Origin of the sequence: Bacillus sp. CH140a_4T (assembly GCF_008923725.1) — a bacterium.
In the GTDB taxonomy this organism is placed as follows: domain Bacteria; phylum Bacillota; class Bacilli; order Bacillales; family Bacillaceae_G; genus Bacillus_A.
In genome coordinates this window covers 343,949-365,928 of the sequence record NZ_WBPF01000016.1, presented here as the reverse complement: position 1 = coordinate 365,928, position 21,980 = coordinate 343,949, and the positions used below count along the sequence as shown (strand labels likewise).

General features: G+C 37.5%; 24 protein-coding genes. 12 read left to right on the top strand and 12 right to left on the bottom strand.

Annotation, left to right across the window (positions count from 1 at the left end; genetic code table 11):
- Positions 1 to 180: 180 nt before the first annotated feature.
- Entirely contained in the window at positions 181 to 2,028 is a 1,848-nt protein-coding gene (gene asnB, locus F8162_RS17335; protein ID WP_151631335.1) for an asparagine synthase (glutamine-hydrolyzing), read from the bottom strand.
- A gap of 239 nt (positions 2,029 to 2,267) precedes the next feature.
- Between asnB and F8162_RS17330 the strand changes: the two genes are divergently transcribed.
- A complete protein-coding gene (locus F8162_RS17330; protein WP_151631336.1) occupies positions 2,268 to 2,822 on the top strand; it encodes a DUF2777 domain-containing protein in 555 nt (184 codons plus the stop codon).
- Between the two features lie 58 nt (positions 2,823 to 2,880).
- On the opposite strand, the gene F8162_RS17325 is transcribed toward F8162_RS17330, so the two are convergent.
- Complete coding sequence (locus F8162_RS17325; protein ID WP_151631337.1) at positions 2,881 to 3,246, bottom strand: YisL family protein; 366 nt, start codon at positions 3,244 to 3,246, stop codon at positions 2,881 to 2,883.
- A 150-nt stretch (positions 3,247 to 3,396) separates the two neighbouring features.
- Here F8162_RS17325 and rocD point away from each other — a divergent pair, with 150 nt between their 5' ends.
- Together rocD and F8162_RS17315 are read left to right on the top strand one after the other, a co-directional pair.
- Positions 3,397 to 4,587 carry an ornithine aminotransferase gene (gene rocD / locus F8162_RS17320; RefSeq protein WP_151631338.1) on the top strand — a complete coding sequence of 397 codons (1,191 nt, stop codon included), beginning with the start codon at positions 3,397 to 3,399 and terminating at the stop codon, positions 4,585 to 4,587.
- A 110-nt stretch (positions 4,588 to 4,697) separates the two neighbouring features.
- Positions 4,698 to 4,982, top strand: coding sequence for a hypothetical protein (locus tag F8162_RS17315; protein WP_070805472.1), 285 nt, complete (start codon positions 4,698 to 4,700; stop codon positions 4,980 to 4,982).
- 40 nt (positions 4,983 to 5,022) lie between these two features.
- Here F8162_RS17315 and F8162_RS17310 read toward each other — a convergent pair whose 3' ends face one another.
- Positions 5,023 to 5,922 (bottom strand): fumarylacetoacetate hydrolase family protein, encoded by a 900-nt coding sequence (locus tag F8162_RS17310; protein ID WP_192797634.1) that lies wholly within the window; start codon positions 5,920 to 5,922, stop codon positions 5,023 to 5,025.
- Between the two features lie 246 nt (positions 5,923 to 6,168).
- Between F8162_RS17310 and F8162_RS17305 the strand changes: the two genes are divergently transcribed.
- The 7 genes from F8162_RS17305 (at position 6,169) to gerPF (ending at position 8,430) form a co-directional block, all read left to right on the top strand.
- Complete coding sequence (locus F8162_RS17305) at positions 6,169 to 6,348, top strand: aspartyl-phosphate phosphatase Spo0E family protein (protein WP_000462840.1); 180 nt, start codon at positions 6,169 to 6,171, stop codon at positions 6,346 to 6,348.
- A 96-nt stretch (positions 6,349 to 6,444) separates the two neighbouring features.
- Positions 6,445 to 6,666: a spore germination protein GerPA gene (gene gerPA / locus F8162_RS17300; RefSeq protein ID WP_151631339.1), complete on the top strand. Its 222-nt coding sequence runs from the start codon at positions 6,445 to 6,447 to the stop codon at positions 6,664 to 6,666.
- Positions 6,667 to 6,680: 14 nt separating this feature from the next.
- Positions 6,681 to 6,887: a spore germination protein GerPB gene (gerPB, locus tag F8162_RS17295; protein WP_001012506.1), complete on the top strand. Its 207-nt coding sequence runs from the start codon at positions 6,681 to 6,683 to the stop codon at positions 6,885 to 6,887.
- Between the two features lie 67 nt (positions 6,888 to 6,954).
- Positions 6,955 to 7,569, top strand: coding sequence for a spore germination protein GerPC (gerPC, locus tag F8162_RS17290; RefSeq protein WP_151631340.1), 615 nt, complete (start codon positions 6,955 to 6,957; stop codon positions 7,567 to 7,569).
- 7 nt (positions 7,570 to 7,576) lie between these two features.
- Positions 7,577 to 7,771 carry a spore germination protein GerPD gene (gene gerPD, locus F8162_RS17285; RefSeq protein ID WP_001052805.1) on the top strand — a complete coding sequence of 65 codons (195 nt, stop codon included), beginning with the start codon at positions 7,577 to 7,579 and terminating at the stop codon, positions 7,769 to 7,771.
- A 14-nt stretch (positions 7,772 to 7,785) separates the two neighbouring features.
- On the top strand, positions 7,786 to 8,181 hold the full coding sequence (locus tag F8162_RS17280) for a spore germination protein GerPE (protein WP_151631341.1): 396 nt from the start codon (positions 7,786 to 7,788) through the stop codon (positions 8,179 to 8,181).
- Positions 8,182 to 8,214: 33 nt separating this feature from the next.
- Entirely contained in the window at positions 8,215 to 8,430 is a 216-nt protein-coding gene (gerPF, locus tag F8162_RS17275; protein ID WP_001141570.1) for a spore germination protein GerPF, read from the top strand.
- An 80-nt stretch (positions 8,431 to 8,510) separates the two neighbouring features.
- Here the strand turns inward: gerPF and F8162_RS17270 are convergent, their stop codons facing one another.
- The 6 genes from F8162_RS17270 to F8162_RS17240 form a co-directional block, all read right to left on the bottom strand.
- Positions 8,511 to 8,798: an RNA polymerase alpha subunit C-terminal domain-containing protein gene (locus tag F8162_RS17270; RefSeq protein WP_151631342.1), complete on the bottom strand. Its 288-nt coding sequence runs from the start codon at positions 8,796 to 8,798 to the stop codon at positions 8,511 to 8,513.
- Positions 8,799 to 8,810: 12 nt separating this feature from the next.
- Positions 8,811 to 12,536 (bottom strand): helicase-exonuclease AddAB subunit AddA, encoded by a 3,726-nt coding sequence (addA, locus tag F8162_RS17265; protein WP_151631343.1) that lies wholly within the window; start codon positions 12,534 to 12,536, stop codon positions 8,811 to 8,813.
- Positions 12,533 to 16,048: a helicase-exonuclease AddAB subunit AddB gene (gene addB / locus F8162_RS17260; protein ID WP_151631344.1), complete on the bottom strand. Its 3,516-nt coding sequence runs from the start codon at positions 16,046 to 16,048 to the stop codon at positions 12,533 to 12,535. Before addB ends, addA begins: the two co-directional genes overlap by 4 nt.
- Before the next feature lie 116 nt (positions 16,049 to 16,164).
- Positions 16,165 to 16,728: a signal peptidase I gene (gene lepB / locus F8162_RS17255; RefSeq protein ID WP_151631345.1), complete on the bottom strand. Its 564-nt coding sequence runs from the start codon at positions 16,726 to 16,728 to the stop codon at positions 16,165 to 16,167.
- A gap of 56 nt (positions 16,729 to 16,784) precedes the next feature.
- Complete coding sequence (locus F8162_RS17250) at positions 16,785 to 17,378, bottom strand: TVP38/TMEM64 family protein (RefSeq protein WP_098669828.1); 594 nt, start codon at positions 17,376 to 17,378, stop codon at positions 16,785 to 16,787.
- Between the two features lie 334 nt (positions 17,379 to 17,712).
- Positions 17,713 to 18,294 carry a competence protein ComK gene (locus tag F8162_RS17240; protein ID WP_151631347.1) on the bottom strand — a complete coding sequence of 194 codons (582 nt, stop codon included), beginning with the start codon at positions 18,292 to 18,294 and terminating at the stop codon, positions 17,713 to 17,715.
- Positions 18,295 to 18,578: 284 nt separating this feature from the next.
- Here F8162_RS17240 and F8162_RS17235 point away from each other — a divergent pair, with 284 nt between their 5' ends.
- Positions 18,579 to 18,764: a hypothetical protein gene (locus tag F8162_RS17235; protein ID WP_076535956.1), complete on the top strand. Its 186-nt coding sequence runs from the start codon at positions 18,579 to 18,581 to the stop codon at positions 18,762 to 18,764.
- A gap of 25 nt (positions 18,765 to 18,789) precedes the next feature.
- Here the strand turns inward: F8162_RS17235 and F8162_RS17230 are convergent, their stop codons facing one another.
- Positions 18,790 to 19,065 carry a hypothetical protein gene (locus F8162_RS17230; protein ID WP_151631348.1) on the bottom strand — a complete coding sequence of 92 codons (276 nt, stop codon included), beginning with the start codon at positions 19,063 to 19,065 and terminating at the stop codon, positions 18,790 to 18,792.
- Between the two features lie 103 nt (positions 19,066 to 19,168).
- The gene (gene cspA / locus F8162_RS17225; RefSeq protein WP_000301522.1) at positions 19,169 to 19,372 is read right to left on the bottom strand and encodes an RNA chaperone/antiterminator CspA; all 204 of its coding nucleotides are present in this window, start codon (positions 19,370 to 19,372) and stop codon (positions 19,169 to 19,171) included.
- Between the two features lie 365 nt (positions 19,373 to 19,737).
- Here cspA and F8162_RS17220 point away from each other — a divergent pair, with 365 nt between their 5' ends.
- The gene (locus tag F8162_RS17220; protein ID WP_151631349.1) at positions 19,738 to 20,529 is read left to right on the top strand and encodes a phosphotransferase; all 792 of its coding nucleotides are present in this window, start codon (positions 19,738 to 19,740) and stop codon (positions 20,527 to 20,529) included.
- 161 nt (positions 20,530 to 20,690) lie between these two features.
- Here F8162_RS17220 and aceA read toward each other — a convergent pair whose 3' ends face one another.
- Positions 20,691 to 21,968 carry an isocitrate lyase gene (gene aceA / locus F8162_RS17215; protein WP_064476845.1) on the bottom strand — a complete coding sequence of 426 codons (1,278 nt, stop codon included), beginning with the start codon at positions 21,966 to 21,968 and terminating at the stop codon, positions 20,691 to 20,693.
- Positions 21,969 to 21,980: the final 12 nt, after the last annotated feature.

The window sequence follows — 21,980 nt, the reverse complement described above, 5'->3', positions numbered from 1 at the left end:
ACACCTCAATTTTATAAATGAGAATCTTTTTCAAGAACATTTGTTTCCAATTATAACAACTAATAATAAATACGTAAAGATAATTATTCTAAATAAGTATTTTTTCTAATATGATTTTAAATTTTATTTGACAATTTTTTTAATAAAAAGCGACTTACATAAAAGTAAGTCGCTTTTCTTCTATTCTTTAATATTTACCCCGTATTCTTTAAACCAAACATGAATTTGCGCTAAATGGGCTAAAAGTTGAGGCCCAGTCATTAATTGACCGAACCATGGTGATTGAAATGCACTACCGCCTGAATCAATTAATCCACTCAGCTGCTGTTTATCAAATAGTTCATGTAAAATTGAGCCTTTATCCGTTAATAAATCCTGTAGCCATACTGTGACTGCTTTCGTATAGTGCGGATTATGCGTTTTCGGATACGGGCTCTTCTTTCTATATAAGATGTCATTTGGAAGTAATCCTTCTAACGCTTTACGCAATAGACCTTTTTCGCGGTTTTTATACATTTTCATTTCCCAAGGAATATTCCACGCATATTCGACAAGTCGATGATCCGCAAACGGAACGCGCACTTCTAAGCTTGCCCCCATGCTCATACGGTCTTTTCTGTCTAATAATGTTGTCATAAACCATACCATGTTCAAGTAAAATAACTGTCGTCTCTTTGCTTCAATTGGGCTTTCTCCCTCTAAAATAGGAACTTCTTGAATGGATTCTTCATAACGCTGCTGTACATATTGTTGTAAGTTTAATTTATTTCTCCATTCTTTCTTTAGCAATTGTTCACGTGCTTCTGTAGAGCGCATCCACGGAAACGCACTCGATTGCAAATCATCTTCTCTATAAAACCAAGGATAACCACCAAATATTTCATCTGCACATTCCCCAGATAAACCTACGACAAAATCTTGTTTAATTTCACGACAAAACCATAATAATGACGAATCAATATCTGCCATACCAGGCAAATCACGAACGAGTACGGCTTCTGTTAAATACTGCGCCAATTGTTCATTTGAAATGACGCAGCGATGATGAATCGTTTCAAACGTATCCGTCATCAAATTAATAAATGGTGCATCTGAATTTGGCTGGAACGCATTCGCTTTAAAGTATTTGTCATTATCTTCATAATCAACAGAGTATGTGTGTAATTGTCCTTTTCCTGACCTTGCATATTCTTTCGCAGCAATTGCTGTTATAGCGCTCGAATCTACACCGCCTGATAGAAAAGTACATAGTGGTACATCAGAAACGAGCTGCCTTGTAATCGCATCTTGTAATAAAAAGCGTGTTTTCTCCACTGTTTCTTCAAAGGAGTCTTCGTGCTTTTTGCTTTCCACATTCCAATATCTCCATATACATAAACCGTTCTTTGAAAATGTCATCGCATGCCCTGGACGTAATTCTTTTATACCAGCATAAATACCATGACCAGGCGTTCTAGATGGACCAAGGCCGAATATTTCAGATAAACCTTCTAACGTTACTTCCGCCTTCACATCTGGATGCGCCAGTATCGCTTTTAACTCTGAACCAAATAGTAATCGCCCGCTGTCATATTTATAAAATAGCGGTTTTACACCTAAACGATCTCTTGCAATAAATACTTGTTCTTTCTGTTCATCCCATACAGCAAACGCATATATACCGTTTAAATGATCGATACATTCTTCTTTCCATTCAATATACGACGCTAATAGCACCTCCGTATCAGAATGACCTTTGAACGTATATCCTCTTCTTAATAGTTCCTTTCGAATATCTTCCGTGTTATACAGTTCGCCGTTATAGCAAATTGCATAATTTGTTTCGTCCTTTAAACAAGTCATCGGCTGTTTGCCACCTTCAGGATCAACAACGATTAACCGTTTATGCCCAAATGCGACATTGCCTTTAATCCAAACTTTATTATCATCTGGGCCGCGCTTTGCTAACGTCTCAGCCATCTTCGTAACGACGTCCCGTTCTCCTTCTAATGAGCGTTTATAATCCACCCATCCTGTAATCCCGCACATACGAATCATCCTTCCATCTTATTTCTTTTCTTGAACGTGCAGTAATCCCCACCCTTAGAGGTGCGGATTAAAAAATGCAAAACTTGACGATAACCTACTATCCACATACGGAATAGCATTTTCACTCAGTAAAACGTGTTTTATTGTATGCCCACCTATGTCTAGATGTGTCTAGTTATAAAGAATGCGCGAACTGTCTATAACAGAAATAACTACTTTTCATAAAGGAGAAATCGTGTATGATACAACGTAACCATATTTTATATAACCAGCCTCGTGCTCATACGGTCGGTAATGTAGAATATATAAACAATGAATGGGTATTCTTTGATGATGAAAATGATGAAGCATTTTTATTAGAAGATGTTGCCGAAGATGGCTTTGAGATTTTATATAACAACAACTGGCTACCAGCTCGTTTCTATGAACAAGATGTATTACAAATCGCCAACGAGCAGCACCATTTGCAAAACGGGGAAATGATACGAATTCGAAAAAAATTACTACTTAGCTATACGGAATGGCTTGAGGAATTGCCTGACTCTGTCTTTACATTATTAACGGAATCATTGCAATCCCTTCATTACTCTTTATATGATTGCATGTATTGTCATAATTATTTATCTTTCTTACCGAAAGAGGAAGCATGCGAAGGAGTAAATATTCTTTTGTTTGATAACGAAGAGATGATTTGCACATTGCAGCACCATTTCGTTCGTCACGCTGCGTCCAATAAAAATATGTTTCGTTTTACGAAAGTAAACGGAGAAGAGTTGCATATCGATGCGACATAAAATAAAAAACCACCTTATCTCCCAAATATTTGAGAATATAAGGTGGTTTTATTTTTTATTAGAATACTTGCCAGCCAATCGGTAATTTCAGCCCAAGGTAAAATACTGCTACTAGTGCAACAATAAATAGCCCCCAAACTGCCCCTGTTGCTTTGTTCTTGCTCATTTTTACAAGAACCATTTCCATTCCACCGATAACTAAAATACCAGCTACCATTTTTAAACCATACCACATGTGTACGTTACTTGTTGCAGTCTTCATAATACCCATGTACAACATGAAACCTGTCACAATAATGATAATGTACATAAGACGAAGCCCCATATGTACACCTTTACCTTTTCTCCCTGCTGAATAAAGTGAATACGCAACGAAGAATAAAATTAAACCTAACGCCCATGCTGTAATATGCATATGTACCATCGTATCCCTTACCTCCTCTTTTCACACTTTTTCACTCTATATGATAACATGTTCATTTATTTTCAGGAAATGTTTCGCTTTTTTACATTTAAATGCTATAATATTTAGAGTATTTACAAACTTCTTGTAATAACAAAAGGGGGAACAATCATGATTCAAACTAAGGATATTATCGAACTTACAGACACATACGGAGCAAATAACTATCACCCACTTCCAATCGTTATTTCTAAAGCAGAAGGCGTTTGGGTAGAAGATCCTGAAGGAAACCGCTATATGGACTTATTAAGTGCATATTCTGCAGTAAACCAAGGTCATCGCCACCCAAAAATCATTAACGCTTTAATTGACCAAGCTAATCGTGTTACGTTAACTTCTCGTGCTTTCCATAGTGATCAATTAGGTCCTTGGTACGAAAAAGTTGCGAAACTAACTAATAAAGAAATGGTACTTCCAATGAACACAGGTGCAGAAGCTGTTGAAACTGCAATTAAAACAGCTCGCCGCTGGGCTTATGATGTAAAGAAAGTAGAAGCAAACCGTGCTGAAATTATCGTTTGTGAAGATAACTTCCACGGACGTACGATGGGTGCTGTTTCTATGTCTTCAAACGAAGAGTACAAGCGTGGATTCGGTCCAATGCTTCCTGGCATTATCGTAATTCCTTACGGTGATTTAGAAGCGTTAAAAGCTGCAATTACACCAAATACAGCTGCATTCATTTTAGAGCCAATCCAAGGTGAAGCAGGAATTAACATTCCACCAGCTGGTTACTTAAAAGAAGCTCTTGAAGTATGTAAAAAAGAAAACGTTTTATTTGTAGCAGATGAAATCCAAACAGGTTTAGGCCGTACTGGTAAAGTATTTGCTTGTGACTGGGACAATGTAACTCCTGACATGTACATACTTGGTAAAGCACTTGGCGGCGGCGTATTCCCAATCTCTTGCGTAGCAGCAAACCGCGACATTTTAGGCGTATTCGAGCCAGGTTCTCACGGTTCTACATTCGGTGGTAATCCACTTGCATGTGCTGTTTCTATCGCAGCTCTTGAAGTGTTAGAAGAAGAAAAATTAACAGAGCGTTCTCTTCAATTAGGTGAAAAATTAGTTGGGCAATTAAAAGAAATTGATAACCCAATGATTACTGACGTTCGCGGTAAAGGTTTATTCATCGGTATCGAATTAAACGAGCCAGCTCGTCCTTACTGTGAACAACTAAAAGCGGCTGGTCTGTTATGTAAAGAAACACACGAAAATGTAATTCGTATCGCACCACCTCTAGTAATCTCTGAAGAAGATTTAGAGTGGGCGTTCCAAAAAATTAAAGCTGTATTATCTTAATAATAGAGAGGTTGTCCTACATGTTGGGACAACCTCTTTCTTTTTATATTGATTTATACTAAAATAAAATTATAATTTTCTGTATTTTTAAACAACAAAGGAGGTGCAATATGTTATTAAGATACGGTAAACATATTAACTATTTAGCTACATCTTTTCTTTTAGTTACATTCTTTGGCTTCCTACTTTCCGTAACATTGCTTAGTCACTACTCAACTCCCACTACATTCACACTACTGAAAGCATCATTTTGGACTACTGTTATTCTTACTATCATTGGCTTTGGACGAGAAAAAAGCGCACTTACGGTTATACTATTTGGCATTTGTACACTTGCAGTCATTGGTCTTTACACTTTTTCCGTTATCGATTACCTCTATCACCCAAGGCCATAAAAAAGAGCTATCTTTTAATAAGATAGCTCTTTTCTTTTCTTCACTTCACTACATTTCGCAATGTACCAATTCCTTCTACTGTAATGACCACTTCATCACCCGCATGTAAAAACTTCGGTGGTGTGAAACCTTTTCCGACACCAGCTGGCGTTCCTGTTGCGATTATATCTCCTGGCTCTAATGTCATACCTTTACTTATCGTTGAAATAATTTCTTCTATTGAAAAAATCATTTTATTTGTATTTGAAGTTTGCCTTACTTCCCCGTTTACTACTGTTTCAATGTGTAACGCATTTGGCGTACTCACCATTGATTTATGAATTAAATATGGTCCCATTGGACAAAATGTATCGAAACTTTTTCCAAGGAAAAATTGTTTATGCTTCCTTTGAATATCCCGAGCAGTGATATCATTTATAATGGTATAACCAAAAACATGCTCAAGCGCTTTTTCTTTTTTTATTTGTTTCCCTCGCTTACCGATGATGATAGCTAATTCTCCTTCATAGTCTAATTCATTCGTTGCGTGGGGATGACTATTAATTTTTTCATCCATTCCAATAACTGTCGTTGGCGCTTTCGTAAAGATCATTATATTTTCTGGAATTGACTCTACTCCGCCCATTTCTATCGCATGCTCACGATAGTTTTTTCCAACGCAAAGAATATTCTTCCTTGGCCTTGGAATCGGTGCTAATATTTTTACCTCAGTTAACGGATAATACGCCGTCCCTTCATTTTCCTTCGCCCAATGTACAATATCACATATTTTTTCAAAGCATTCGGTTCCTCTTTCAATACACTCTAACATTGTGATTGGAATCGTAACCTTTTCCCCTTTTTGTCTTTGCGCTTCTCTTATATGCAATACCTTTTCTTCCTCTTCATCCACAACACCTACAAATACCTTTTCATCTTTTTTCGCCGTTACCAAACGCAATATTTCCACTCTCCATCCTAAAACTCATACCCTTTAATTGTATTCGCATCCGTAAGAAAAAAACCTTCTCATGCACGCTAATTTTTACAATATTCTTCTCATATCTTATTCGTTACTCCTTTACATTTGACATAAAATGTAGAAATTTTACTTTTTTTAGCGAAGTTGTTTCTTTTTTATGGGATTTTTGTATAATATGTACTACATATATACTAAAAATTTCATTTAGAGATGGAGCCGATTTCAATGTTTGAGCAAGCGATTGAAAAAAAACGTGAAAAAATGATTTATTTTGCTGAACGCTACGGAATGACTTCTCAAAAAACAGTGGATTGTAGCCAAGAACTGGACAGGCTCTTAAATGCAATTTGGCATGTACATACGGATTTTCACCCTAATCAAACACTCGATACACACACGCAATAACGTGTGTGTTTCTTTTATTTCAAAAAAATACACATTTTATTGAAAACGCCCATACAATAGTAGAAAAGAAAATTTTAAAAACGAAAGGTGTTTTGTATGCCAGCTATGGTCGGACATATTCGTATCGTCAATATTGGATCAAGTGGTATTTTTCATATTGGAGATGTATTTGCGATTAGGCCTATTAGTTATTCACGTGCTTTCGCCGGAGCCGGCTCTTTTAATGTTGGAGATAACGTTTCTGTCTACAATTATCAAAACGCTACGACTGTTAATGATTCAGATGTCGTTGATCAAGCGATAATTGGTTCAACTTAAAGGGGGCGATTGTATTGAATTTTTACGTAAACCAAAGCATCATTATTAACAGCATTAAAATTGATAGCATTACAACCTCTTCTGTATTCCAAATCGGTACTGCTGGAAGTATTAAAGCTCTATCTAAATTCTCAAATAGTGGTGGATTTACAGAACCCCTTCGCCCATTACAGGCGAAAGGACAAATTATTTCTATCAAACCATCAACTAGTTCTTCTTAAGACATCCTTGTCATAAATATATAGCAGGAATATATTTACCCTCCCTATTGAAAAGGAGGTTTCACAAATGAATCAAGATATATACACTTACTTACACCAACTTCACCAAGCTCTTCAAACACAACAAGCAGCCATCCTGAACCTAGAAGATCAAGTGCGCCTATTACAAGAAGAGCTTAACGAATTAAAAAATCGCCCCTCCTCTTCTGTAGGAAAAGTGGAATACAAATTCGATCAATTAAAAGTAGAAAATTTAAATGGCACTTTAAATATTGGTTTAAATCCGTTTTCAGCAAAAGGACAGCAAATTGAGGATTTTCAAGTTGATACAGAAACATTGAAGGTCAATCCTGAAACTGAAACAAATCCAGACTTTTACCAAGGCATCCTTCAAGAAATGCATCGTTACTTAGATGAAGAAGCATATAATCGAATTCTCCATTTTGAACAAGAAGAGAGAACGCCGCTCGATGAAATGTATCGACAAATGATGGTTGATGACATAAAAAAACAGATGGAACATAGACTTCCATATTATTTGTCACAAGTTCAATCGTATGAGGGTATTTCCACAGATCCCGATTATTTACGAGACGTTATTATTCAAGCAATGAAACAAGATATTGATAAAGCCTTTCTTTCCTTTATTCAACACATACCGGGCAATTTCCGAAAGGAGTAAGTAATATATGAATTTAAATGTTGTGAACCGTGAGTTAAAAGTAGGGCAGATTAAAATGAACGGGGTTTCTTCTTCCGCATTATTTTTAATTGGAGATGCTAACCTTCTCATCCTTTCTTCTATTCTTGATACACCATTCGAATCCGTTACAGAGGGGCCATTTGTACCATTAGTAACAGATGTCCCTCCGACTCCAGGTTGAGGAGAGGAAAAATTATGCTTCGTCATACTTCAATTGTACAAAATGTTTCTATCATTTCTATGGGGGTTACAGCCGTCTTCCAAGTCGGGGATGCTAATCAAATAGAATTAAAAAATAGAGCGCTTATCGTTCATCGAGAAATCCCTTGTTATATAAAAGGTGAAGGTCGTTTTGATGCGTTTGAAATCTTTACAGATGAGCACATTACAATTCCAAAGCGGACAACAGATGTAAAAATGAATATTGTAAATGAGTGCCCTTTTATTGAAGTAAATGATGTTCACTTGCGAACACTTTTAAATTCCGCATGCTTCCAAATCGGCAATGTTGACTATGTTTTTAATAATTCTCGCACGCTACAAATCCGCCAATTTATTTCAGATGAACCTTCCGCTCAATCATTCATATAGTAATTAAAAAGCTTAGAAAAGTAGGTGGATGGTATGCCCTCTGTTGTTGGAAATCTCGTCGTTCAAAACAGTAATGGTTCTTTTAATTTAGGGGATTTTTATAATGTGTCTCCGAAAGAAAATACGAAAGCTTATAATGGATCCGGAGCTTCCAATGTTGGATTTGTCGTGAATACTTTTAGCGGTGTTAGTGCAACAAATACGTTTGATTCTGATGTAGCTGATCAAGATCAGATCGGAACAGCATAAAAAAAGTAGGAGATATTCTCCTACTTTTTTCTTTTATCTCATTCAAGTTTATCAAAAAACCCGCTGTTTACTGCTTCATTTTATTTAAATGATAATCCGCTCTCCTCCAAAGCCTTTCTAAGCTTCGGCATAGACGCAGGTCCCATACCGTGCAGTTTTAAAATTTCTTTTTCACTATACTTTGAGAGTTCTTCTATAGTGTGAATTCTATGATGTTGCAACGCATTTCGTGCTGGTGATGAAAGAAGTGAAAGAAACCCTGTTGTTGGTTTCTTTTCTTTCTCACAAGCTGGGCAAGTTGGACAATCGCTACTTTTGTAGTATTCATGTCCTTTTTCACAAGTTCTTAACGTTTTTTCCGTTGCCATTTCCAAGTCCCTCTATTCTTCAATTTTCACAACATGATTGCCATCAAAGAAATATAAGCATTTCTCTTTCACAGGATGTTGTAAGCTTTTTTCAAGTGCCTTTGCATATAAAGAAAGCTGCACTTTGTATCGATCTTCTAAAATTGGCTTCGCTTGATCGAATCCGCCTGGGAACTTCCCTTCAATCGTATCCGTTTTAAAATCGATTAAAGTGATACCGTCTTCCTCTTCGATCATGCAGTCAATAACCCCTTGGACAAGTATCGATTCCCCGCTCTTACCTTGCCAATCTTGATATGCTTCTTCTGCTGCGAGCATCATCGTAAATGGTACTTCACGCTCAACACTTTTCGCCGCTAATACCCTTTTACCTAGATCACTGTCAAAGAATGAAATCACTTTTTCGATTGCTATTTCTTCGGCTTGTTCGAATGTTAATAGTTCTTTATTAACCATGCCACTAATTTGCTCCCGAATCACTTCTTCTGTAATCGGCTTCTTCAAATCAACATGCTGCATAACAGCATGAACTGCCGTACCTCTTTCAGCGTATGTTAATCCTTTTTTCTCCATAAAACGAGGACGTGTTTTAATTGGCGCACGCATTTTTTTAATAAAGGCGTTATCGCTACCTTCTTCAGATTGATAATTTCTCTTTATTTCTGTAACAGACTGTTTCGCACGATGAGATGTTGCTTCCTCATATCTGTACTTCCACATTAATCTGTCATACACTTCTTCTTTTCGTTCACTTTGCAGGGGAACAGCTTTTTTCTCACGAAGTGCTTCTAGTAATTCTTGTTTCTCTTCTTGAACTGGTTCTGGCGCAAGTAACGTGTTACCGTCAACAACTTCTACTTTCCAGCTCGTGTCGTATCCATAAATTTCACCTGGAATGCTCCCTTGTCCTAATTCAAGAAGCATTTCACTATCACGATGTCTATATAATGAAGGTGCAATCCAGTCTAAATAACAAGACGCTCCGGCACGAATGTGATCTGGTAATAACCATTCACTATGCTCTCTTGCATCAAGCCATTTTTCCATTTCCTTATTTGCATCCTTAACTGTACCAATTAAAATTAACTTCTCTTTCGCACGCGTTAACGCTACGTATAATACGCGCATTTCTTCCGCGATTAATTCCATTTTCATTTTACGCTTAATCGCTAGTTGCGATAATGTCGTATATTTAATTCGTTTACGAGGATCAATGAACTGTGAACCGAAACCGAAATCTTTATGCAGTAAGAAACGTTTCATTAAGTCTTGTGTATTAAAACGACGACCAAGTCCAGCTACGAATACGACTGGGAACTCTAGTCCTTTACTTTTATGAATTGTCATAATGCGAACGACATCTTCTTGTTCACCTAAAGCTCTCGCCGTTCCCATATCATCACCGCGTTCTAAAATACGCTCGATAAAGCGTAAGAAGCGGAATAATCCTCTAAACGATGTTGCTTCATATTGTCTTGCACGGTCATAAAGTACACGTAAGTTTGCTTGCCTTTGCTTGCCGGCTGGTAAACCGCCGACAAAGTCGTAATAACCTGTCTCACCGTACACTTTCCAAATTAAATCAGAAAGTGACTGTTGCCGCGCAAATTCACGCCATCCTTGCAGTAAGTTATAGAACCACTCTAATTTATCATGTAGTTCTTTTTCTTCCTCAAGCGGTGCCCCTTTTAAGAATGAGCTCATCACTTCATAAAACGAACCTTTCTTCCCGTGAGCACGAAGCGTCGCAAGTTCTTCATCATTTAATCCAACGATCGGTGAACGAAGTACTGCTGCAAGGGGAATATCTTGCATCGGATTATCGATAACTCGAAAGACGTTCATCATAATATTTACTTCTGTCGCTTCAAAGTAACCAGTCGCAAGATCAGCGTATACTGGAATTCCTTGCAATTTTAACTCTTCCATAATTTGCGGCGCCCACGGCATCGAGCGCAGTAAAATAACGAAATCACGGTATTGTACAGGGCGCATACTATCCGTTTTACGGTCATACACTTCATAACCTGAATCAACCATCGCTTTAATACGCTGCGCCATAAGGCGAGCTTCAAGCTGCGCTTTTTCTACTTCCGCACCCTCTTCACCGTCTAGCACTTCTTCTTCTGTTTGCTGAATGCATAGTAGTTCAGCCGCTACATCTTCACCTTCTGGATAGCTGGCACCTAACTTCAATTCAGCGTCAGCATCGTAGTCGATTTCTCCGACTTCTTCGCCCATAATTTGTTTGAAGATAAAGTTCGTTCCCGCTAACACTTCATGACGACTACGGAAGTTTTTCGCTAAATCAATCTTCATTCCGCCGCCCGATCCTTCTTGTGTGAAGCGTTTATACTTTCCTAGGAACAGGCCTGGTTCTGCTAGTCGGAAACGATAAATCGACTGCTTCACGTCACCTACCATGAATAAGTTTCCTTCACTCTCAGAATCTTTCGTTACGAATTTAATAATGGATTCTTGTACGAAGTTCGTATCTTGATACTCATCGACTAGTACTTCAGCAAATTTATTGCGATATTGAAGCGCTACTGCTGATGGCTTCATTTCACCGTTTTCACTTTGTTCACTTAAAATTTGTAAACAGAAATGCTCTAAATCTGTGAAATCGACCATTCCTTTATCTCGTTTCATCGCTTGGAAACGCTCTGTAAATATTTTTACAAGCTGTACGAGTTTTTCTAATACAGGATGCATATCTTGAAAATCTCGTAAGAAACTTTCAGGTTTGCGGCTAAATAGCTCTTCTTGTAATTTCTTCACTTCATCTTTCGCTTTATTACGAAGAGAATCTACTTGTTTTACAACATCCTCGTTGTAATCACTTTTCTTAATACGCTTTAACGTTTGCCACGATACATTTTGCATCGCTTCATACACACTTGTCCATGACTCACGAGCTGCTGATGATAACGTTCCGAGTAAAGCTGCGTCAGCTCGCAGAGTTTCAACGCGAGGCGCTGGACCGTCAGGAAGCATTGCGAGTTCAGTCGCTTTACGAATATGCGCCTCCGCTGTTTCAAGCTGGAATTTAACATCTTCTAATAAGTAAGAAGCGTATACTAAATCTTCAATTGTCTTTCCTTCTACGTCGTATGCTTCTACTAATTTATCGAGCCATTTTTCCGGATTCGGATGTGCTCTTGATTCTGTATGAAGCGCTAATATCATACGCTGTAAGTCATCATCACTACGATCACTCGTATAACGATCAACGAGTTCAAAGAATATCGTATTATCTTCAATTCCATACTCTGCTTCTAATATGTCATCTAACACTTCTTCTTTTAATAATTCGTTTTCTGTTTGATTCGCAATGCGGAAACGAGGATCAACATCAAGCATGTAGTAGTATCCTCTAATTACTTGTAAACAAAAGGAGTGAATCGTTGAAATAGAGGCCTTATTTAATAAGCTAAGCTGCTTTCTTACGTGCTGAGAGCCTGGCTCATCAATTAATACTTTTTCTAACGCTTCCCCAATTCTGTTTTTCATCTCTTGCGCCGCTGCATTCGTAAATGTTACAACGAGCAGGCGGTCGACATCGACTGGATTTTCTTCACTTATAATCTTTTTAATAATACGTTCAACTAATACTGCTGTTTTCCCTGATCCAGCTGCTGCTGCGACTAATATATCACGTCCGTTCGCTACAACCGCTTTCCACTGGTCATCCGTCCACTGACTACCTTCTGGTTTTTTAGGCCAATTTTCAATCATTCTCCGCCAACCTCCTCTCTAATTTTCTCCATCGCTTCGCTATCTTTCATATCTTTTAGCGTACGGAACTGGTTATCTTCAAGTGATTCATCGAACTGACAAACAGATTTGAAGTTACAGCACGTACACGCCGCTTTATTCCCCTTTTTATAAGGAGCAATATCGATCACGCCTTCTGTAATGTCTTTTCCGATATTTTCAAATGTATGGTGTACGTATTTTTGCAATACGTTAAACTCTTGTTCACTTGCAATGCTTGAACGTGCACTAAAGCTACCGTCTTTTTTCAGACCAGCAGAAATAATATCAGAGCTTCCTGTTGAGAGTTTATTATCCATTAAACGAACAACGTCTGCGTCTCCTAGTACGAGCCCTTTCATTTTAAATTTCTTTAAAATTTCTTTCTCAATTTCTGCTTCAGATGCGTCACCCTTCACCTCAACGATTGGGTTATGAATATGGAAGTACAGTACACCAGCCGGTGATGCCGTGCCACCTTTTTTCATCCACGTATGTGCATTTGAAGTAACAACATCTAAATACGTTAACATTTGAAGTGCTAATCCGTAATACACTTCTGTTAAGTCTAACGCTTTTGAGCTTGATTTATAGTCAATAATACGTAGGAACGTACCACTTTCATCTTCTGCCTTATCAACACGGTCAATACGGCCAACTACTTCCATCTTCACACCATTTGGTAATGAGAATTCCATCGGCGGAAGTGATCCTGTACCGCCCATACCGAATGGTACTTCTAAATCAACTGGTACGAAACCACTTGATTTCGCGTGCTCACGAAGAATGATTGACGTACGGAAAATGATTTGTTGTAGTTTTTGTTTTAAATAAAAATGACGGTTTGAACTTAATAAAATTTGTCTTTGTAATAACGGTGCAATCTCTTCTATTACTACAGCAGAAAGATGCTCACACTCTTTTATTGATAAATCCGCCCAAGTACGGTTTTCACGTAATAGCCTGTCTGCAATTCTCTTCAGCGCTGCATGGAATAATTCCCCGATATCTGGCGCATCCAGTTTGAAAATATCACGCTCTCTTAATGATAAACCGTGCTGCGCGAAATGAGCATATGCGCAACGGTTAAATAGTTCCATACGAGAGACGCTTCCTTTTATTGTGTCTCCGTATAAATCTCTACTTACAACTGAACTTAGCTTTTGCGCACGATTTCGGTAGAATAAGCTTGATAATACGCGGCTACTTTTTTGCTTCCATTCATCTGAAGTTACGTAGAAGTTATATACGTCCCACCAAAAGTCTAAATTCCCTTCAAATCCATATCGCTTCCATGTTTGAAGTTGCTGCATAACATATGACAACGTTACTTCTGGCGTTGCTACGTATGAAATTTGTTCCGAACGTGATAAATCATTTACGTCATTCGTAATAAACGAGTCTTTCACATCAGGGAACATTCTTTTTATTTTCTTAATAAAGCTAGAAGCAAGTAACGTCTTTCCTTCTTCATCTGCTAGCGGGCATGAAATGTATAACTTCTCGGTTGCTCTCGTTACCATTTGATACATAACGAACTGTTCTTCTAATAAAGTTTGTCTCGTCGTTGGTGCTAATTCGATACCTGCAGCGCTAAGAACATCTCTTTCCTCATCAGAAAGCATACCTTCATCCATCGGTGCTGCTGGAATCACACCTTCATTCACGCCAATGACAAATGTTGCTTTCACATTTGATAATCTAGAACGATCAATATTCGCAATTAACACTTGGTCTAATGACGGCGGAATGTTGGCGAATTGCAGCGCCTCCAGACCTGTCGACATAACGTCTGTGAACATAGAAAGTGACATTTTTTCTTCGCCAAGCATCTCTACGAACGTATCAAGAAGACTCATTACTTCTTCCCATACTTGTTCATGATCTGTCGCAAATAAGAAATCTCCGCTCTCTTCTGCACGAATACGTAATGCTTCTAGTTTTTTCGGAACGTCAAGCTCTTCTAAAAATAAGTAAACAGCTTCGCACATTTGCATAACTGTTCCCGCACGCTTCAGTCTTTTTTGCATACGAATAACTGGCGTTCTTACAACGTCGCGTAGCCTATTTATTTTCTCTTCCATTTCACGTTCACTGTCTGTAATCATCCCGTTTGTATCATCAAGAGAACGATAGCGACGATACATCCACGGATCTTCAGAAGTCCATCTCTTCCCTTGTACACCGTACGCTAAACAGTAGTTTTCAAACTCATCCATCTCTTCACGCATCGTTTCTTTTCTTACGTCTAATGGATATAAAAGCTCTGTTTTCACACAGCGGAACACTGCATCATAACGCCAATTCCCGCTAATAATCTCGAGTGCAGAACGAATGCATTCTACTAGCGGATGATGTGACATCGGGCGTTTTTCATCGATGAAGTGCGGGATATTATAATCTGTAAATAGCGTTCGCATTACATCGTAATAACTTTCCCCGTTACGAAGAAGAACCGCGATATCTCGGTAACGATAGTCTTCATCTGCCATAAGTCTACGAATTTCACGGGCAACGCCTTCTACTTCAGCTCGTAAATTCGCTGCTGTACTAATCGTTACACTTGCTTCTCCGTGAAACTTTTCATTTGGACGTGCTTCGTAATGCGTTTCTAAATGCGCTAATGCTTGCGACTGAAAACGCGGTTGTTCCATAAGTGGAATCGTTTTTTCAATTTCTATCTTCTCTTCACGCGCCACTTGCTTTATTTTTTCATATGTTAACGTCGTTTCATAAAATAAATCTAGTTCATTTACTGGCTGCGCTAACGTTTTTTCATCTATCGTTAACGTAATTGTAACTCTCGCACCGCAAATCATAAGCTGTCTTACAATTTCTAGTTCTTGCGGTGAGAATGAATGAAATCCATCTATATAAATTTCAGCCCCATTTACATACTCAGACTGCGGAAGCTTTTCGACTAGTAATTGCAAATAGTCTTCTGAATCTAAATATTTTCCGATTAAAGCACGCTCAAAATCATCATATAGTAGTTGTAAATCATACACTTTATTCGCTAATAGCTTTTGCTCGGCACTGCTACTATGTGCATCTAATTGTTGCCACATTTCATATACGTTAGATGGCGTCACGTTGTAACGTTTAAATTCTGCAATCATACTACCAAGATGTTCAAAAAAACCGTTTTGCTCCGCTGCTTTTTGGAACACCGATAATCCATCTTTACGAGACTCTACAATTTTACGAAGTAACATATGTACGCCCGCTTCATCAATGTGAAGACGACTCGCTCCGCCAACTTCTTGCAGTACCTTCCATGCTAACCGTGAAAAACTAAAAACTTGTGCCCGAATAGAACCTCTAACATCCTCACTTCCAATTAACGCCTGCTGCGTTTGGAATGTCATCTGTTCTGGCACAAGATATAATATTGTTTCCCCTCTTGGGCGTTGCTTTAACTCTTCCTGCACTTCGTGTAAACAAAGTGTACTTTTTCCACTTCCCGCTCTACCAATCACAAATCGAAGTGACATGTAACCCCACCTTTCACTTACATAACGAACGTTAGTTTGCTACTATAATTGTATTATAGGACACGAAAAAAGACAAACGGAGTAGTTTGTCTTTTTCTATACTTCTACCTATTATATCAACCTTTTGAAAAATTCGTTTGCACCTCTTTAATTGGCCAATATCGTAAATCAACTTTACCAACAACTGTATCAGCTTTTACAAATCCAAAGTGTCTACTATCCCAGCTCCCGAGGCGATTATCACCTACTACAAAAATATATCCAGGCGGCACCGAATTTTCTTTCGTTAACTCTTCTAGTTTAAAATCACCTGTTAGTTGTCGTCCATTTATCTCTTTCTTATATTTCTCTAAATAAGGTTCATCCACGAATTGTCCGTTTATATACAGTTTATCATGCTTATATTCAATTTGGTCCCCAGGTAGACCGATAATTCGTTTTACGTAGTCCTCTTTTTTATTCGCATGAAACACAACAACATCAAACCTGTTCAAGTCCCCTACTTGATAACTCACCTTATTTACAACGAGCATATTGCCATCTTGCAATGTCGGCATCATTGACTTCCCCTCTACAACATACGTTGAAAAGAAAAACGTTCGAAAAAATACAGCTAATAATACACCAATTAAAATTGTTCGTATCCACTCTATGCCTTCTTTTTTCAAAGTTTTCTTCATCCGCTTCTCCCCTTACCCTTTAATAATGAAGCCTGCATTTATAAAGAAGACTATTCTTAATGTAGTTCTAACTTTACTTCGATTTTCTTACCGACATACCATAAAATAAAAATACCAATTGCTACAATGACTGATTTCAACGGATTATGAATAAATGACATTAAATCATGACCGATATACGTTAAAATAAAAATCATCACAAGCTTTCCGAACGCGAGCGCAAGTCCAAACTGTTTTACACTAATTCGAGATAAACCAGCGACAACATTTATAAGCGCAGACGGTGTAAACGGAAAACAAAATATGACGAAAATCGGCGCGAACCCTTTCCTTTCAATCCATCCCATTGCCTTTCGTACTCTCTCATGCTTATTTACAAAAGAAAAGAAACGACTTCGGCCAAAATGGCGGATAATGAAAAAGACAAGTAAGGCGCCCATTACCGATCCAAGCCAAGAATAAAGAAAACCGAGCCAAAATCCAAATGCAACAGCATTCGCCAGTACAAATACGATAAGTGGCAATGCCGGAATCAACGCTTCTATCATTGGTAGACCAATACCAAGAAGTGGTCCGAACGCTTTATAGCTTTCAACAATATGATCCATATTTTCTGGTGAAAAATACTCTTTGATTGTCTGAAAATCCATTCTACACTTTACCCCTTTACTCTAAGTACTACCTCTACTGTATCATTGCTTATATGAAAGAGGAAATGGTAGATACGACATATGGAGATGTAATTATTAAATTTCCATATCTTTCATTAGAATTCCTTCATTATTACGCTATGATAATCTATCAATATTCGACAGGATATGAAGTTAATTTAGACAACGTACCCAGATTATCACTCAATGATTATTATAAAAAAGAAGAAAATACAGAAATTTATATTTTTAATTTTTAGAATTTTTTATGAAGCTTACAGCGTGATGGTATATAATAAAATCAAAAAAGGATGAGCCACCCCATCCTTTCCTCTCATACATCCTCTTCTCTAACGAAATACGCTTTCTCATAAGCTGGTCTTAATGTCGATTCATCCCTTTGATCAATTTCTTTAAAACAAGGATTTCCTTGTTTTTTTCTACGATCTTCATATTCAGTACGCAATTTCGCTGTACGATTTTGTTGATTTTCAAAACTACTTTTTGATATTTCTAATTTCACAGCCAGACCATTTATAAATCTAACAATGACATTTCCATCTTTTGACTCTTTATTACTTTCAATATAAAAATGAGACAACCAAGCGCACTCTTTTCTCGAGTAAGAATACGTAGGGAAAAAATAAAGTTGATCTGCCGGACTAATCGCAATCGGTGCTTTATGTGTAATATGAGTTAACTCTTTCGTTCCTTCTTTTCTACCTAAGAAACTAGAGCCATGCTTGCGACAACTTCTTTCTATAATATCTAAGGGCTTTTGAAATACGAAAAAAGAATCTTCCATCTCAACAACTCGTGTAACAATTTTCTTCTCACTTAGAATAACCGGAAGTAAGGCCATTGTATTTTTATTTACCACATAGTTTTCGACATAACGTTCTACTTTACTTTCCATATTCTACTGTCTCCTTTTTTCCATTTATATTAGCAGCTGCATATATAATTTTAGCATCTATGAAAAGGAAATGGTTTACAGATTCCGCTTTTTTACAATACTTTATCATTTATCAAACATCTTTCAAATTACAAAATAAATATATAGTCATTTTATAATTAAAAACCTATATAAAATGTATTTATATTACCTATAAATATTTACAACTGCTCCCTCATTTCGCATCATTACGACAATTAACTTTGCTATAATTAAAAGGAAAATCCAATAAATGGAGGTCCACTATGGAAGAAAAAGAAATTCAACCAACGATTCAAATGAAAAATAGTAGCATTGTAATCGTGAAAAATTCAACTAGTATTATATTCGGTTTGTTTTTCATTCTACTATTCTTCGCAAAACCTTTTCGTAAATCGAAATGCCCTGAATGTAAGAAACGCGCGAAGAATAAAGTTGAAAAAGAAGAGTAAAAGGCCTTCCATTTTGGAAAGCCTTTTACTCTTCTTCGTCCTCAAAAAAACCGACTATTTTTTCTTCTTCATATTCATATTTTCTTCCAAGATTCTTTGTATCTCTTTCAACTTGCAATAGAACTATATATCGCTCCTCATCTAAAACAGGAGAATGAGATTTCTTCAATTCAATTAACGTCACTTTATCATGTTCATACGTTTTCGCATACGCTTTTATCTCTTCAATCGTATTGTGTAAGTCTTCTTTATTTCCCCTACGAACATCGAGTATTACTTCATTTGTATACTTTTCCATCATATATATCCCTCTCTTGCCCCAAAATATAATCATTATGCTCGTATATTACAACAAAAAAAGGGATGGCAGCAGCCATCCCTTTTTTCCATAATAAACTATAAAATTATAGTTTGATTACGTTTTTAGCTTGAGGTCCACGGTTACCTTCTTCGATTTCGAAGCTAACTTTTTGACCTTCTTCTAAAGATTTGAAACCTTCAGTTTCGATTGCAGAGAAATGTACGAATACATCGTTTTCGCCTGGAACTTCGATGAAACCGAAGCCTTTTTCGTTGTTAAACCATTTTACTTGTCCTGTTACTGCCATGATTATTTCCTCCTAAGAAAATACAAATTTTATTTTTTTAGTCTTCCTGTCTAAAAAAAGAATCCACACATTATCAAATACGAAACATAAACTAGTTCTCACATACTTTTTCTCGTTCGTTTTCAGCACTTGATAACATATGGATTGCTTAATTTAACTATTCAACTGGGACTATCATAGCACATTAAAATAAAATGTACAATCTTTTTTGAAAATAACTGACAAATTAAATTGATTGTACATTCGTAAATATTTGATTTTAACATGTGCGGATTTCATTTTAAAAATGAACATACACATCATTCGAATGCGATTACATCCCTTGTTCTGAAGTGTTACAATATAATTTTATTGGAGGGGATTATATGTCAAACTACACAAACGAAGAAAAGCTTACAGGGGGAAACGTCTCAAACGTATATCGTTCTGAAAATACTGTTCGGCGAGAATTAAAGCCTGGCAGTGCAAAAATTCATACATTATTACAGCACTTAGAAAACAAAGGGTTTTATCACGCCCCAAAGTTTTTAGGTATAGATGAAAAAGATAGAGAGATTTTATCCTTTGTTGAAGGAGACGCTGGGAATTATCCGTTAAAAGAATATATGTGGTCTAATGATGTTTTAAAAGAAATAGCAAAGATGCTCCGCCTTTATCATGATGCGGTAAGTGACTTTCCGTTATTAGATGAATGGAAACCGATGGATCGTACTCCAAATGATATTGAGGTTGTATGCCATAACGATTTTGCCATATACAATATTATTTTTAATCAAAAAAAACCAGTAGGCATTATTGATTTCGATGTTGCTGCTCCTGGTCCAAGAATTTGGGATATCGCTTACACGCTGTATACTTGTATACCTTTAAGTAGAACGTATTATACAGAATCGGGTGAGGCAGTTCATTACGACTCATCGCAACATGCTAGCCGTATGAAAGAAAGAGTGAAATTATTTGTCCAGTCCTACGGTAAAAGTATGGACGAAGATTACTTAGGAATGGTGTTACTACGATTAGAAGCTTTATGTACATATATGAAACGAAAAGCGCAAGAAGGCGACTTAAATTTCCGAAGAATGATTGATGAAGGACATTTAGAGCATTATGAGAAAGATATGAAGTTTATTCGCGATCATAGAGCTGAGTGGATTTAATCATATTGTCTTTTTTGTCGGTAAGTCGATATATTTGAAAAATCGTTGATATATTTTAAATTATGATAGATATATCGAAAAAATCGTTGATATAATTTCGTTTACTCTGGAATCGTTCCGAAAATAACAAGGGGCACCCTTCAAACAGGTGCCCCTTCCTTTTATTTCGTAAACTGTGCTTCTTCTGTAGATCCTTTTAGCGCTGTCGTTGATGAAGTACCGCCTGTAATAACTTGTGCTACTTCATCAAAGTAACCTGTTCCTACTTCACGTTGGTGACGAGTTGCAGAGTAGCCATGTTTTTCTGCTGCGAATTCTGCTTGTTGTAGTTCAGAGTACGCTGCCATGCCGCGCTCTTTATAGCCGCGTGCTAATTCGAACATGCCGTAGTTTAATGAGTGGAATCCAGCAAGTGTTACGAACTGGAACTTATAGCCGTAAGATGCGATTTCTTTTTGGAAGCTCGCAATTGTTTTTTCATCTAGTTTTTGTTTCCAGTTAAATGAAGGTGAACAGTTGTATGCAAGCAATTTCCCTGGATGCTCTTTATGAATTGCGTCCGCAAATCGTTTTGCATCTTCTAAATTCGGTTCCGACGTCTCGCACCAAACGAGGTCTGCGTATGGTGCGTATGCTAAACCACGTGCAATTGCTTGATCAAGACCTGCTTTCGTACGGTAAAATCCTTCTGGAGTTCTTTCTCCTGTAATAAATGCTTTATCAACCGGATCAATATCACTCGTAATTAAATCTGCTGCATCCGCATCTGTTCTTGCCACGATAATTGTCGGCACTCCCATTACATCTGCAGCAAGGCGTGCCGAAATTAAATTACGCACCGCTGTTTGCGTCGGTAGTAATACTTTTCCGCCTAAATGCCCGCATTTTTTCTCTGAAGATAATTGATCTTCAAAGTGCACACCTGATGCACCTGCTTCAATCATACCTTTCATTAGTTCAAATACGTTTAATTGTCCGCCAAATCCAGCTTCTGCATCTGCTACAATCGGTACGAAATAATCTGTATCACCGCTTCCTTCCATATGCTGAATTTGATCCGCACGTTGCAGCGTTTGATTAATTCGTTTTACTACAGCAGGTACGCTGTTCGCTGGATATAAACTTTGGTCTGGATACATATGTCCAGAAAGGTTCGCATCAGCTGCTACTTGCCATCCACTTAAATAAATTGCTTTTAGCCCAGCTTTTACTTGTTGCATCGCTTGGTTTCCTGTTAATGCGCCAAGTGCGTTAATGTAATCTTCCGTATGAAGCGATGACCAAAGCTTTTCAGCACCGCGGCGCGCTAGTGTGTGTTCAATATCAATTGATCCGCGCAGGCGAATTACATCTTCTGCCGAATATGGACGTGTGATCCCTTTCCAGCGCGTATCTAATTCCCAGCTCTCTTGTAATTTCTCGATTCTTTCGTTTTTCATATGTTCCATCCC

Excerpts from the sequence above, each read along its gene's own strand:
- gerPC (WP_151631340.1), top strand. The coding sequence starts at position 6,955 with ATGAATCAAGATATATACACTTACTTACACCAACTTCACCAAGCTCTT.
- F8162_RS17315 (WP_070805472.1), top strand. The coding sequence starts at position 4,698 with ATGTTATTAAGATACGGTAAACATATTAACTATTTAGCTACATCTTTT.
- F8162_RS17230 (WP_151631348.1), bottom strand. The coding sequence starts at position 19,065 with ATGATGGAAAAGTATACAAATGAAGTAATACTCGATGTTCGTAGGGGA.
- F8162_RS17330 (WP_151631336.1), top strand. The coding sequence starts at position 2,268 with ATGATACAACGTAACCATATTTTATATAACCAGCCTCGTGCTCATACG.
- gerPD (WP_001052805.1), top strand. The coding sequence starts at position 7,577 with ATGAATTTAAATGTTGTGAACCGTGAGTTAAAAGTAGGGCAGATTAAA.
- F8162_RS17235 (WP_076535956.1), top strand. The coding sequence starts at position 18,579 with ATGGAAGAAAAAGAAATTCAACCAACGATTCAAATGAAAAATAGTAGC.
- gerPA (WP_151631339.1), top strand. The coding sequence starts at position 6,445 with ATGCCAGCTATGGTCGGACATATTCGTATCGTCAATATTGGATCAAGT.
- cspA (WP_000301522.1), bottom strand. The coding sequence starts at position 19,372 with ATGGCAGTAACAGGACAAGTAAAATGGTTTAACAACGAAAAAGGCTTC.
- aceA (WP_064476845.1), bottom strand. The coding sequence starts at position 21,968 with ATGAAAAACGAAAGAATCGAGAAATTACAAGAGAGCTGGGAATTAGAT.
- F8162_RS17305 (WP_000462840.1), top strand. The coding sequence starts at position 6,169 with ATGTTTGAGCAAGCGATTGAAAAAAAACGTGAAAAAATGATTTATTTT.
- rocD (WP_151631338.1), top strand. The coding sequence starts at position 3,397 with ATGATTCAAACTAAGGATATTATCGAACTTACAGACACATACGGAGCA.
- F8162_RS17220 (WP_151631349.1), top strand. The coding sequence starts at position 19,738 with ATGTCAAACTACACAAACGAAGAAAAGCTTACAGGGGGAAACGTCTCA.
- lepB (WP_151631345.1), bottom strand. The coding sequence starts at position 16,728 with ATGAAGAAAACTTTGAAAAAAGAAGGCATAGAGTGGATACGAACAATT.
- gerPF (WP_001141570.1), top strand. The coding sequence starts at position 8,215 with ATGCCCTCTGTTGTTGGAAATCTCGTCGTTCAAAACAGTAATGGTTCT.
- F8162_RS17250 (WP_098669828.1), bottom strand. The coding sequence starts at position 17,378 with ATGGATTTTCAGACAATCAAAGAGTATTTTTCACCAGAAAATATGGAT.
- F8162_RS17325 (WP_151631337.1), bottom strand. The coding sequence starts at position 3,246 with ATGGTACATATGCATATTACAGCATGGGCGTTAGGTTTAATTTTATTC.
- asnB (WP_151631335.1), bottom strand. The coding sequence starts at position 2,028 with ATGTGCGGGATTACAGGATGGGTGGATTATAAACGCTCATTAGAAGGA.
- F8162_RS17280 (WP_151631341.1), top strand. The coding sequence starts at position 7,786 with ATGCTTCGTCATACTTCAATTGTACAAAATGTTTCTATCATTTCTATG.
- addA (WP_151631343.1), bottom strand. The coding sequence starts at position 12,536 with ATGATTGAAAATTGGCCTAAAAAACCAGAAGGTAGTCAGTGGACGGAT.
- F8162_RS17240 (WP_151631347.1), bottom strand. The coding sequence starts at position 18,294 with ATGGAAAGTAAAGTAGAACGTTATGTCGAAAACTATGTGGTAAATAAA.
- F8162_RS17270 (WP_151631342.1), bottom strand. The coding sequence starts at position 8,798 with ATGGCAACGGAAAAAACGTTAAGAACTTGTGAAAAAGGACATGAATAC.
- addB (WP_151631344.1), bottom strand. The coding sequence starts at position 16,048 with ATGTCACTTCGATTTGTGATTGGTAGAGCGGGAAGTGGAAAAAGTACA.